We start from the raw sequence: 12440 nt of genomic DNA, 5'->3' as shown, positions 1-12440 counted from the left end.
GCTGGTTTCTTTTGTACATATTCCATAATAATGAAATGAATCAGGGGGCTGAATTCCGTGGCATTTGAATTTAAACTACCAGATATCGGTGAAGGTATCCACGAAGGTGAAATCGTAAAATGGTTTATTAAACCAGGCGATGAAGTAAACGAAGACGATGTACTTCTTGAAGTACAAAATGATAAAGCAGTAGTAGAAATCCCTTCTCCTGTTAAAGGTAAAGTACTTGAAGTACTTGTAGAAGAAGGAACAGTTGCAATTGTAGGAGATACATTAATTAAATTTGATGCTCCTGGATACGAAAACCTTAAATTTAAAGGTGACGATCATGACGAAGCTCCAAAAGCTGAAGAAGCAGCAGTAGAAGCTCCGGCAGCGGAAGCTACTCCAGCAGCAACTGCAGAAGTAGTAAATGAGCGCGTAATCGCTATGCCGTCTGTTCGTAAATATGCTCGTGAAAACGGCGTAGACATCCATAAAGTAGCTGGTTCTGGTAAGAACGGCCGTATCGTTAAAGCTGACATCGATGCATTTGCAAATGGTGGACAAGCAGTAGCAGCAACTGAGGCTCCAGCAGCAGTAGAAGCTACTCCAGCAGCAGCGAAAGAAGAAGCACCAAAAGCACAACCAATCCCAGCTGGTGAATATCCAGAAACTCGTGAGAAAATGAGTGGTATCCGTAAAGCGATTGCAAAAGCAATGGTTAACTCTAAGCATACAGCTCCTCACGTAACATTAATGGATGAAGTTGATGTAACTGAGCTTGTTGCTCACCGTAAGAAGTTTAAAGCTGTTGCAGCTGACAAAGGTATTAAATTAACTTACCTTCCATACGTTGTTAAAGCTTTAACATCTGCATTACGTGAATACCCAATGTTAAACACTTCTTTAGATGATGCTTCTCAAGAAGTAGTTCATAAACATTACTTCAACATCGGTATCGCAGCTGATACAGACAAAGGTCTATTAGTACCAGTTGTTAAAGATACAGATCGCAAGTCTATCTTCACTATTTCTAACGAGATCAATGATCTTGCTGGTAAAGCACGTGATGGTCGTTTAGCTCCGGCTGAAATGAAAGGTGCTTCTTGCACAATCACAAACATTGGTTCTGCAGGTGGACAATGGTTCACTCCAGTTATCAACCACCCAGAAGTAGCAATCCTTGGTATCGGCCGTATCGCTGAAAAACCAGTTGTGAAAAATGGTGAAATCGTTGCAGCTCCAGTATTAGCATTATCTCTAAGCTTTGACCATCGTTTAATTGACGGCGCAACTGCTCAAAAAGCATTAAACCAAATTAAACGTCTATTGAATGACCCACAATTATTAGTAATGGAGGCGTAATAACAATGGTAGTAGGAGATTTCCCAATTGAATTAGATACAGTCGTTGTTGGTGCAGGTCCTGGTGGATACGTTGCGGCAATTCGTGCAGCACAATTAGGTCAAAAGGTAGCAATCATTGAAAAAGCTAACCTTGGTGGCGTATGCTTAAACGTTGGATGTATTCCTTCAAAAGCGTTAATCAATGCAGGTCATCGTTATGAGAATGCAATGCATTCTGATGACATGGGTATCACTGCAGAGAACGTAAAAGTTGACTTTACAAAAGTTCAAGAATGGAAAAACGGCGTAGTTAAGAAATTAACTGGCGGTGTTGAAGGCCTTCTTAAAGGTAACAAAGTTGAAATCATTCGCGGTGAAGCTTACTTCGTAGATGCTAACACATTACGCGTAATGACTGAAGATGCAGCTCAAACTTACACGTTTAAAAATGCTGTTCTTGCAACTGGTTCTACACCAATCGAAATTCCTGGATTCAAATACTCTAAACGTGTTATCAACTCTACAGGCGCTTTAAGCTTACCTGAAATCCCTAAAAAACTTGTTGTAATCGGCGGCGGTTACATCGGTATGGAATTAGGTACTGCATATGCTAACTTCGGTACAGAAGTTACTGTAGTAGAAGCTGGCGACGAAATCTTAGCTGGTTTCGAAAAAGCTATGAGCTCTGTTGTTAAACGTGCTCTTCAAAAGAAAGGTAACGTAAATATCCATACAAAAGCTATGGCTAAAGGCGTTGAAGAAACAGAAACTGGCGTAAAAGTTAGCTTTGAAGTTAAAGGTGAAATCCAAACTGTAGAAGCAGATTACGTATTAGTAACTGTAGGTCGTCGTCCAAACACTCAAGAAATCGGTCTTGAGCAAGTTGGAGTTAAAATGACTGACCGCGGCATCATCGAAATCGATGAGCAATGTCGTACAAACGTACCAAACATCTATGCAATCGGTGATATCGTTCCTGGACCACCATTAGCTCACAAAGCTTCTTACGAAGGTAAAGTAGCTGTTGAAGCAATTAGTGGCCATGCATCAGCAATCGATTACATCGGAATTCCTGCAGTATGCTTCACTGATCCAGAATTAGCATCTGTTGGTTACACTAAGAAACAAGCTGAAGAAGCAGGAATGACAGTAGCTGTATCTAAGTTCCCATTCGCTGCTAACGGTCGTGCGTTATCATTAAACAGCACTGACGGTTTCCTACAACTTGTAACACGTAAAGAAGATGGTCTTCTTGTAGGTGCTCAAGTTGCAGGTGCAGGCGCTTCTGATATTATCTCTGAGATTGGTTTAGCTATCGAAGCAGGAATGACTGCAGAAGATATCGCTCAAACAATCCATGCTCACCCAACATTAGGTGAAATCACAATGGAAGCAGCTGAAGTTGCTCTTGGAATGCCAATTCACATTGTAAAATAATTTAAGTAATGAAAATAGCCCATCTCTTATTTAAAGAGATGGGCTATTTTTTATTTTAATAAAATGGCTTGCAAGGTCTTTATATGTACTTGTCGAATGAATATATAATACTTTAAATGAATCGGTAAAACATATATGAATTCAAAAGCTGTATATATGCTTTCGTATAATATGTAATTGATTCAAACATAATTCCATATATTAATAAAATAGAGCATGTCAAAGGAGAAGATTCCATGAGAATATTACATGTTATATTTTATCATTTTTTATTATGGAGTGGTTTTTCTGTTGTATTATCATTGTCAAATGGTGATAAGTTGCATTACAAAGTTATTCTATTTTTTGTATTCCTTTATTTAGCATATGTGATTGCATATTTTGTATTGCACATCAGAAAGCAGGCTTTATTCCTTACGTGTTCAAATTGCATACTTTTCTTAATCATATTTTCTATTCTTTAAATTAACGTTTATAGAAATACATTGTTCTTCCATTAAATAATTGTAACTCTCCTTCTAATTTCTTCGCTAGAAAACGGCAAAACTCATTTGCTTTTCCTTTATCACCGAATGTTGCATTAGGTGGTAAAGAAATCTGAATAAAAGATTGTTCCTTTTCTATACCAACACCAACATAAATGGAGTCATATCGATCGTGAGTAGATTGTAGTTTTAATGTTGTTGCTGATGTATCTAAAATTTCATAAGGAAAAGCGGTATTTGTATAAGCGTAATTAATTTGGACACCAGTTTTGGAAGTAACTGTTTTATAGTACTGAAAAAGTTGTTTTATATCATCTATTGAAACAGATTGTTGATTAGATTTAGGTACAAGCGTAATAAAGGCATGTTGCATATAAGTTCCCCCTAACTTAGTAGAATACTATCATTTTACATCCTACTGAATTTTTTGACAATTAAAAGGAGTATTCCTTTTTTTGTTTAATATACTAATGAAAGGTGATGTAGAAAGGTGGAAACCGATGTTTGAAAAATTGTATGATGAGCATGAAAGTGTGAAGGTACGATTTTTGGGGTTTATGACATATGATACTCGTTATGATTTTGGTGTTATTTATACAAATATGTTTTTTGGAAAGCCGCTCATTGTTTGCATGCAAACAGGAAGGTCTACCTTACTTGGACGAGATGATGTAGAAAATGTGCAACATATACAGGAAGTTTTTAAATTAGGATCAGAAGAGGAAGCAGCAGAGTTAGCTCAGTTTTTTAAATTTTTAGTCCCATCTACTTCTTTGCATGCGGAATATGAAGAATAATTAATGTAAAACAGTCGTACGTATAAATATGGCTGTTTTTTTGTTTGAATAACGCATACTAATTTAAATTGAAAATATTTAATGTGTTATACTAAAAACCTATTGACGTAAAAAGTATAACATATTAAAATAAAGACAGAAAGTTAAGCGGTTACAAAAGTTTTTGGAATTATAAACTTAGGGGGAAATGAAAAATGGGAACGATCGTATGTCAAGATTGTGAAGGTACAATTGCACACTTCGAGGATGAGAAAGTAACGGTACTTTACGGGAAATGTGGATCTTGCGGATGTGAGCACACAGAGCATACAAAAGCCCAATAATTGATAGGAAATGGACAGCTAAAAGTTTTTAGGACCATAAACTTAGGGGGAAATGAAAAATGGGAACAATCGTATGCCAAGTATGTGAAGGAACAATCGGACATTTTGAAGATGAAAAAACGACAGTACTTTACGGAAAATGTGGAACAAATTGTGACTGTGCTAATAAAGACAAGGCGAAAGCTTAATTATAAATAAGTAGATGATTATTAAAATTCAGGGGGAATTAAAAAATGGGAACAATCGTATGCCAAGTATGTGAAGGAACAATTGGACATTTTGAAGATGAAAAATCAACAGTACTATACGGGAAATGTGGATCTCATTGCGAATGTGACCATAAAGAACATACAAAAGCTTAAATAAGAAAAAACGCCTACATATGTATATGTAGGCGTTTTTTTAATAAATTGTAGTTGTATGGCCAACTGTTGCAACGATTGCATCATCTCTAATCGGAATAAATCCTATCGATGTCTGTGGAACGCTAGGAGAAGCGTAGTGGCTCATGAGACGGCTATCAATACGGGTAATAGTATCGGTCAAGAAAGCCGAAATAAAAGCGTAAGGGACCCGTCGTTCATTTAATGAGTATATAATTTCCTCTTTGGTTTTTACACCTACGCCATGTCCGTAAAAAAAGAAATTTCCTAGATAGATTGTATTTTCTCCTTGCCACTCGATTGTAGCTGGATTCACTTGTGGATTTTTAAAATAAACGAGGTCACCGGGAACAAGATCGCCACCCGTTTTTGTTATGAGCTTTAAATCTTGATCGTAGTCCCACGTATAAAGTAAAAGGTTTGCAAAGAGACGGTTGAAAGTGTCTTCCTCATACAAGGATAGTAAAGCTTTGTAAAAAATAATAATCATAGCGGTAGCACATTCAGTTCCATATAGTTTTCCGTTTTTGAAAATATCTTGTATGGCAATGGAAGGGGGTATGTTTGGAAGGAGCTCGAATCCCCCAAGAGACGTTCTTTTCCAATACTGGGGGTTGCAAAAGGACTGTTGAAATGTGCGAAACTGAAATCCACTTTGAAAAAGTTCTAATGCGGAAGTAATAATATTAACTCGCAAATTTAGATCAAAGCTGAGTTCATCAGATGTTCGGAAGGAATAAATTTCTTGATTTCCTGCCATTATCGATAAGATTTGTTGTTTCTCAGCTGCAAATGGCTCATATTCATTTGTGATATAAGGATGTACAATAGAACGGCCTATTACAATCATAATAGTATCCCCACCTATACGTTACATTACTTCATATCGTATGAGAAAAGAGGAAAAGGGTGAAAGAAAAGCCTATCAACTGATAGGCTTGTACTCTTTAATCACACGTAATGTTTGTAATGTCATATCTTCAGGGCCTTGTACAGGTAAACCCGCTTCTAAGTTTTTACGAATATACTCTAAGTTATCTTGTGTAATAATTTCCCCCGGAGTAAAGATTGGAATCCCTGGCGGATAAACCATAACGAAATCAGCTATAATACGACCTGCAGCATTTTCAAATGGAATGACTTCTGTTTCCGAATAAAAAGCATCTCGAGGAGAAAGTGCTAGCACTGGTATTTCTGGAATTTCTACTTGTATTTGAACACCTTTATCGGCTTGATTTCTAAATGTCGCTGCTAAATCTTGTAATGCTGCAATAAGTGTATTTGTCTCACTTTCTGTATCTCCGAAAGTGACAAGACATAGTATGTTGTATAAATCTGAGAGTTCTACTTCAATGTTATATTGCTCTCTAAGCCATACTTCAGCCTGATGGCCTGTAATACCTAAATCTTTTACAGATACAATTATCTTTGTAGGATCATAGTTAAAAGTAGCGTCTGTACCTAGCATTTCTTTCCCAGGACAGTAAAGATGCTCAATAGCATTTATAGCATCACGAACTTGTTCCGCTAATTGTATTGTTTGTTCTATGAGTGCTGTTCCTTCTGTAGCAAGACGTTTTCTAGCAGCATCTAGGGACGCTAACAAGATGTAAGAAGTTGATGTAGTCGTAAGCATGCTAATAATAGATTGAACATGTTTTACGTTCACAAGGCCTTCCTTCACATTAAGAATGGAACTTTGCGTTAAAGATCCACCTAGTTTGTGAACACTTGTTGCTGCCATATCTGCTCCAGCTTGCATGGCTGACATCGGCAATTCATCGTGAAAATGAATATGAACACCATGGGCCTCATCAACGAGTACAGGGATATCGTAAGAATGTGCTAATTGTACAATCTGTTCTAAGTCTGCAGCAAATCCAAAGTATGTTGGATTAATAACAAGTAAGCCTTTCGCATCAGAGTGCTCTTCAAGTGCCTTTTTGACAGATTGAATTGTAATTCCATGTGAAATACCAAGTTTTGGATCGATTTCAGGATGCATGAAAATCGGTTTTGCACCTGAGAAAATAATAGCTGACATTACTGATTTATGCACGTTTCGTGGTACTAGGATTTTGTCACCAGGACCGCAAACGCTCATCACCATTGTCATTATTGCGCCACTTGTACCTTGAATAGAAAAGAAAGTATGATCTGCACCGAATGCAGAGGCTGCTAAATCTTGTGCTTCTTTAATCATACCTTTTGGATGATGTAAATCATCGAGCGGCGCAATATTAATTAAATCAATTGCTAATGCGTTATGCCCAATAAATTCGCGAAATGTAGGATCCATGCCCTGTCCTTTTTTATGACCAGGAATATGGAATTGGATTGGATTTCGCTTACTGTGCTCAACTAAAGCGGTAAACAATGGTGTTTCGTATTGGGACAATCTATACACCCCTTCTTTTTCTTAATATTTATTAGAGTTTGTTTTATATAATCTGTTCTAAAAAAGTTAAGTGTTTTTTAGAATAAGACTTGTTTTTCTGCCGATCACAAAATTGTTTTTGAGATGGTAGGTTCACTTTATTTTCTATAAAACAAAAGCATTATATCACCAATAATTATAGATGTATAGAAAAAAATATTTTTACAGTGAGTATGTTAAATAGTTACTTCCAATTAACTTATAGAGGAAGACAATTCCATCACAATGAATAAATAGTGTATAATGCAAAGTGGCTATAGTGAAGAAGAAAATCTCTTTAAGATAGCGTACTGAAATAAGAAGAAATGATAAATGAGGTGCAAAATGGAATATCAATATCCGTTAGATTATGATTGGTCAAATGAGGAAATGATTGCAATTGTGAAGTTTTATGAAGCAATTGAGAAAGTATACGAAAAAGGAATTATAAGAGAAGAATTAATGGGATTATATCGTCGTTTTAAAGAGATTGTTCCATCTAAAGCAGAAGAGAAGAAAATTGATAAAGAGTTTCAAGAAGTAAGTGGATATTCTATATATCGTGCGATTCAAAGGGCAAAAGAAACTGAAGAACAAAAGCTTGTGAAAATGTAAAAAATATTTTGAAAAATGAAAACTGAAGTGATATAATGTGATAACAACTAAAAACGGACAATATAAATTGTCCGTTTTCTACTATCGATTACAAAGTGCATATAAAGGAAGGAGTGATTGCATCGTAGATTCAATCTTAGCAAGGAATTGTTCGTTGGTCATTGCTGAAAACTCCTCTGGTGATATATGAATACCAACTAATAATTCTGCTTTTTTCACAGTAGCTAGACGTTCAATCATCTTTTGTAAGTCTTCTGTTTCAAGTGTTCTATGTAATTTTACACTTGGTTTAGTATGGTCAATGGACCAAACGAAGTCATTTGGAATATTTGTTTTTAAATCATTTAAATGTTCTAAGAAGGCGTGAGCCGTCTCCACTTTTTGTGGACACTCATAGATTAAACCAAAGTATATGAAGGCATGAGTACCCCATAATCCAATTTGGAAATGTGGTAGCATTTTATATCCGCGTTTATTTGTTGAAAAAGCAACCCAAGTATCGTTTGGTGGATTGACTTTGCGACGTGCATGTTTTGCTACATGATAAAAAAAGTTCTCATCAGTTTGTTTGGATAAATACGTTGCAAACTGTTCCCCTAAAGCTTCCAGTTTAGGATGAATGTTCGTTTTAATTGCACTCATTCGTTCTTCGAGACCATCAACTGTAAATACCTCAAAATCAGTTGACTTGAATGTTTGTAGTGTCATGATTGTTCCTCCAACTCCTATTTTGCTTTTATTTTAGCATAGCTTGTACTATTCATAAAAAAAACAGCACAAAAAAATTTAAATAAAAAAATATAATTTTGTTGCATAGATGATTTATCCAACATAGTATAGTATAAAACAAAAAATCAGAAAATTTAATTAATTCTAGTCCGAGGGCAGACGAATATTGGGAGGAGGCAAATAATATGAGACAGGTGATTAATGCGTTAAAGAGAACAGATGCTGAAAAGAGAATACCGGTGCTACGTTTGGAGCTAGATTATGAATTAGCAACTTTATATGATGCGATGATGGAAAATGATAAACTGAAAAAAGAAGAGTGTGTACAAAAGTTAGAAGTGTTAAGACTTGAAATGATTCGTTTAGAAGCGTAATAATAGTATATGTATAAAAAATTAGTTGGTGCGAACCTTATAAAGGGGTTCGTTTTTTCTGTGAACAGTATAGATCGGAGTGTTTAAACATGCAAGAAGTATGGAAAGACATCGATGCACACGCCAAACAGTGGATTCTAGATGCAGGAGAGTTTTTAATCGCATCAATGGAAAAAGCACTTATTATAGAAACGAAATCCAATGCAGCTGATTTAGTAACAAATATGGACCGAGAAATAGAACAGTTTTTAATTGGGAAAATTAAAGAAACATTCCCGAATCATAATATTTTAGGAGAAGAAGGTTATGGAGATGAGGTAACTTCTTCTGATGGGGTTGTTTGGTTAATTGATCCAATTGATGGCACGATGAACTTTGTTCACCAAAAAAGAAATTTCGCAATTTCAATTGGAATTTATGAGAACGGTATCGGAAAGGTTGGACTCATTTATGATCCAGTTCACGATGAATTATACCATGCGGTAAAGGGAGCTGGAGCGTTTTGTAATGAAGTACCAATACCTTTATTGGAAAAAGGGACTGTAGAGCAAGGTGTTGTAGCTTTAAATGCGATATGGCTTACCGATAATCCATTGCTGAATAAGGAAAGTATGATGGCACTTGTTAAGCGAGCAAGAGGCACGAGATCATATGGCTGTGCAGCGTTAGAGATGGTATATGTTGCAACAGGAAGAATAGATGCATATGTAACGCCAAGACTATCACCATGGGATTTTGGTGGGGGACAGATAATTGTAGAGGAAGTTGGAGGAAAGGTTACAACATTTTCTGGAGCCCAGCTTTCGATCGTAGAGAAGAGCAGCGTATTAGTTGCAAAACCAGGGGTGTATGAAGAAGTGTTACGATTTATAGCGGAATAACAAAAAAAGTAAGAGGCTATATACACGCTTCTTACTTTTTGACGTTATTGCGATTTACGCATTTTTCTTTTTGTTACAAAACCGTATCCAACTGTAACAAATGTGCCGATAATGCAAATAATAACACCGATGGGGCTATTTTCAGCAACCATAATGCCGATACCGATTAAGAAAATAACACCGATAATTGCAGTTAATAAAAAGCGATATTGAATGTGTTCCATTTCTTCACCCTCCAATCTCATTTTACTTTCACAAAAGTAAGAATACAACTATATTTTCATTCTAGATTTTATTTTGATTGCCATTGTACCCCCTTCGCTCTTATAATAGAGAAGGATTAAAAAGACATTAGGAGTTGGACATGTTGAAAAAACGACAAGATTTACGAAATATAGCAATTATTGCCCACGTTGACCATGGTAAAACAACACTTGTTGACCAGTTATTACGTCAAGCGGGGACGTTCCGTGCGAATGAACATATTGAAGAACGCGCAATGGACTCAAACGATCTAGAAAGAGAACGTGGTATTACAATTTTAGCTAAGAATACTGCGATTCACTATGAAGATAAAAGAATTAACATTTTAGATACACCTGGTCACGCTGACTTCGGTGGAGAAGTAGAACGTATCATGAAAATGGTTGATGGTGTTCTACTTGTTGTTGATGCATATGAAGGTTGTATGCCACAAACACGATTTGTTTTAAAGAAAGCTCTTGAGCAAAACTTAACTCCAATCGTTGTTGTAAACAAAATTGACCGTGACTTCGCTCGCCCTGATGAAGTAGTTGATGAAGTAGTTGACTTATTCATCGAACTTGGTGCAAACGAAGATCAATTAGAGTTCCCAGTTGTATTTGCATCAGCAATGAACGGAACAGCAAGCTTAGATTCAAACCCAGCAAATCAAGAAGAAAATATGAAATCATTGTTTGACACAATTATTGAACATATTCCAGCACCAGTTGATAACAGCGAAGAGCCACTTCAATTCCAAGTAGCACTTCTTGATTACAATGACTATGTTGGTCGTATCGGGGTTGGACGCGTATTCCGTGGTACAATGAAAGTAGGACAACAAGTTGCATTAATGAAAGTTGACGGAACTGTAAAACAATTCCGTGTAACGAAATTATTTGGTTACATTGGATTAAAACGTCAAGAAATTGAAGAAGCAAAAGCTGGAGATTTAGTAGCTGTTTCAGGTATGGAAGACATTAACGTAGGTGAAACAGTATGTCCGGTTGAGCATGAAGAGGCTTTACCATTATTACGTATCGATGAGCCAACACTACAAATGACATTCCTTGTAAATAACAGCCCATTTGCAGGTCGTGAAGGTAAATTCATTACATCTCGTAAAATTGAAGAGCGTCTTCGTTCACAATTAGAAACAGATGTAAGTTTACGTGTAGATAATACAGATTCTCCTGATGCGTGGATCGTATCTGGACGTGGGGAATTACATTTATCTATCCTAATTGAAAACATGCGTCGTGAAGGTTATGAGCTACAAGTATCTAAGCCTGAAGTAATTATTAAAGAAGTTGATGGCGTAAGATGTGAGCCTGTAGAGCGCGTGCAAATCGATGTACCTGAAGAATACACTGGTTCTATTATGGAATCTATGGGTGCACGTAAAGGTGAAATGTTAGATATGGTGAATAACGGAAACGGTCAAGTTCGCCTTACTTTCATGGTTCCAGCACGTGGTTTAATTGGTTACACAACAGAATTCTTAACATTAACTCGTGGTTACGGTATTTTAAACCATACATTCGATTGCTACCAACCAGTACACGCTGGACAAGTTGGTGGACGTCGCCAAGGTGTTCTAGTTTCACTTGAAACAGGAAAAGCATCACAATACGGTATTATGCAAGTTGAAGACCGTGGTGTAATCTTCGTTGAACCAGGTACAGAAGTATATGCTGGTATGATTGTCGGAGAACACACTCGTGAGAACGACTTAACAGTTAACGTTGTGAAAATGAAACAACAAACTAACATTCGTTCTGCAACGAAAGATCAAACTTCAACAATGAAAAAACCACGCTTAATGACTTTAGAAGAGTCATTAGAGTACTTAAACGATGATGAGTTCTGTGAAGTAACTCCAGAATCAATTCGTTTACGTAAAAAGATTCTTGATAAGAGTGAGCGTGAAAGAGCTGCTAAGAAAAAGAAATCTGTAGAAGCGTAAAATAATAGAACAGCTACCTTTGAGGGGTAGCTGTTTTTTTATTTTATTTATTTTTGGAATATTTACTCTTTTTTTGTGGACAGTATTTTTTTTGCAGGTTACTCTTGTATTAAGTACATAAATAAAATTTGTTTTTTGTGAGAAAGGGGGATGAATGATGTTAGAAAGAATGTCGTTTTTTGCGAAATTATGTAAAGTTGATGAAAATCCAGAACTAGGGATGTGGTTACTATATGGCACCATTATTATATTAAGCGCACTTGTGTATAATTTAGGTTTTGCAAGAAAACTATCAATAATAAAAAATATAGTGATATATATATCGTTAGCGATTGGGTGTACAGTTTTAACTTTCTTTGCAGTTTTTTTACCTGTTGGAGAGGGGCTTGTTGTAGCGGCGATTGTACTTGGGATTTATAGGTTGCGTTTACGTCAAGCAAGACAACAAAAAGCAGGGTAAGGG

At 36.3% G+C, this 12440-nt stretch carries 17 protein-coding genes; 12 read left to right on the top strand and 5 right to left on the bottom strand.

Features of this window, described 5'->3' with window-relative positions; all coding sequences use genetic code 11:
- Positions 1-57: 57 nt before the first annotated feature.
- The 3 genes from pdhC (at position 58) to PDL00_RS10350 (ending at position 3229) form a co-directional block, all read left to right on the top strand.
- Positions 58-1347, top strand: coding sequence for a pyruvate dehydrogenase complex dihydrolipoyllysine-residue acetyltransferase (gene pdhC / locus PDL00_RS10360; protein ID WP_071713168.1), 1290 nt, complete (start codon positions 58-60; stop codon positions 1345-1347).
- A 5-nt stretch (positions 1348-1352) separates the two neighbouring features.
- A complete protein-coding gene (gene lpdA, locus PDL00_RS10355; protein ID WP_061678278.1) occupies positions 1353-2765 on the top strand; it encodes a dihydrolipoyl dehydrogenase in 1413 nt (470 codons plus the stop codon).
- A gap of 236 nt (positions 2766-3001) precedes the next feature.
- Positions 3002-3229 carry a hypothetical protein gene (locus tag PDL00_RS10350; protein ID WP_242255162.1) on the top strand — a complete coding sequence of 76 codons (228 nt, stop codon included), beginning with the start codon at positions 3002-3004 and terminating at the stop codon, positions 3227-3229.
- Position 3230: 1 nt separating this feature from the next.
- On the opposite strand, the gene PDL00_RS10345 is transcribed toward PDL00_RS10350, so the two are convergent.
- Positions 3231-3623, bottom strand: coding sequence for a DUF1885 family protein (locus PDL00_RS10345; protein ID WP_242255164.1), 393 nt, complete (start codon positions 3621-3623; stop codon positions 3231-3233).
- 127 nt (positions 3624-3750) lie between these two features.
- On the opposite strand from PDL00_RS10345, the gene PDL00_RS10340 reads away from it, so the two are divergent.
- The 4 genes from PDL00_RS10340 to PDL00_RS10325 all read left to right on the top strand — a co-directional run bounded on the left by PDL00_RS10340 (position 3751) and on the right by PDL00_RS10325 (position 4732).
- Positions 3751-4047, top strand: coding sequence for a DUF3055 domain-containing protein (locus PDL00_RS10340; RefSeq protein WP_048546469.1), 297 nt, complete (start codon positions 3751-3753; stop codon positions 4045-4047).
- A 194-nt stretch (positions 4048-4241) separates the two neighbouring features.
- Positions 4242-4370 (top strand): GapA-binding peptide SR1P, encoded by a 129-nt coding sequence (locus PDL00_RS10335; RefSeq protein ID WP_002111499.1) that lies wholly within the window; start codon positions 4242-4244, stop codon positions 4368-4370.
- 59 nt (positions 4371-4429) lie between these two features.
- Complete coding sequence (locus tag PDL00_RS10330; protein WP_000536800.1) at positions 4430-4558, top strand: GapA-binding peptide SR1P; 129 nt, start codon at positions 4430-4432, stop codon at positions 4556-4558.
- A gap of 45 nt (positions 4559-4603) precedes the next feature.
- Positions 4604-4732 (top strand): GapA-binding peptide SR1P, encoded by a 129-nt coding sequence (locus PDL00_RS10325; RefSeq protein ID WP_000536796.1) that lies wholly within the window; start codon positions 4604-4606, stop codon positions 4730-4732.
- Positions 4733-4772: 40 nt separating this feature from the next.
- On the opposite strand, the gene PDL00_RS10320 is transcribed toward PDL00_RS10325, so the two are convergent.
- The gene (locus PDL00_RS10320; protein WP_242256290.1) at positions 4773-5603 is read right to left on the bottom strand and encodes a protein-glutamine gamma-glutamyltransferase; all 831 of its coding nucleotides are present in this window, start codon (positions 5601-5603) and stop codon (positions 4773-4775) included.
- Between the two features lie 75 nt (positions 5604-5678).
- The gene (gene speA / locus PDL00_RS10315) at positions 5679-7151 is read right to left on the bottom strand and encodes an arginine decarboxylase (RefSeq protein WP_242256293.1); all 1473 of its coding nucleotides are present in this window, start codon (positions 7149-7151) and stop codon (positions 5679-5681) included.
- A 363-nt stretch (positions 7152-7514) separates the two neighbouring features.
- Between speA and PDL00_RS10310 the strand changes: the two genes are divergently transcribed.
- A complete protein-coding gene (locus PDL00_RS10310; RefSeq protein WP_242256295.1) occupies positions 7515-7784 on the top strand; it encodes a UPF0223 family protein in 270 nt (89 codons plus the stop codon).
- An 81-nt stretch (positions 7785-7865) separates the two neighbouring features.
- On the opposite strand, the gene PDL00_RS10305 is transcribed toward PDL00_RS10310, so the two are convergent.
- Positions 7866-8492: a YktB family protein gene (locus PDL00_RS10305; protein ID WP_000175088.1), complete on the bottom strand. Its 627-nt coding sequence runs from the start codon at positions 8490-8492 to the stop codon at positions 7866-7868.
- Positions 8493-8698: 206 nt separating this feature from the next.
- Here PDL00_RS10305 and PDL00_RS10300 point away from each other — a divergent pair, with 206 nt between their 5' ends.
- Together PDL00_RS10300 and PDL00_RS10295 are read left to right on the top strand one after the other, a co-directional pair.
- Complete coding sequence (locus tag PDL00_RS10300) at positions 8699-8887, top strand: hypothetical protein (RefSeq protein ID WP_001250166.1); 189 nt, start codon at positions 8699-8701, stop codon at positions 8885-8887.
- A gap of 89 nt (positions 8888-8976) precedes the next feature.
- A complete protein-coding gene (locus PDL00_RS10295; RefSeq protein WP_270728936.1) occupies positions 8977-9768 on the top strand; it encodes an inositol monophosphatase family protein in 792 nt (263 codons plus the stop codon).
- 44 nt (positions 9769-9812) lie between these two features.
- Here the strand turns inward: PDL00_RS10295 and PDL00_RS10290 are convergent, their stop codons facing one another.
- The gene (locus tag PDL00_RS10290; protein ID WP_000400130.1) at positions 9813-9992 is read right to left on the bottom strand and encodes a DUF5325 family protein; all 180 of its coding nucleotides are present in this window, start codon (positions 9990-9992) and stop codon (positions 9813-9815) included.
- Positions 9993-10132: 140 nt separating this feature from the next.
- On the opposite strand from PDL00_RS10290, the gene typA reads away from it, so the two are divergent.
- Positions 10133-11977, top strand: coding sequence for a translational GTPase TypA (gene typA, locus PDL00_RS10285; protein WP_000914755.1), 1845 nt, complete (start codon positions 10133-10135; stop codon positions 11975-11977).
- Between the two features lie 157 nt (positions 11978-12134).
- A complete protein-coding gene (locus PDL00_RS10280; protein WP_000893660.1) occupies positions 12135-12437 on the top strand; it encodes a YlaH-like family protein in 303 nt (100 codons plus the stop codon).
- The last annotated feature ends 3 nt before the right edge of the window (positions 12438-12440 follow it).

It is taken from the genome of Bacillus cereus group sp. TH152-1LC (genome assembly GCF_027710505.1).
Lineage (GTDB): Bacteria > Bacillota > Bacilli > Bacillales > Bacillaceae_G > Bacillus_A > Bacillus_A mobilis.
Note: the sequence above shows the minus strand (reverse complement) of the source record. Positions and strands in the feature narration are given on the sequence as shown.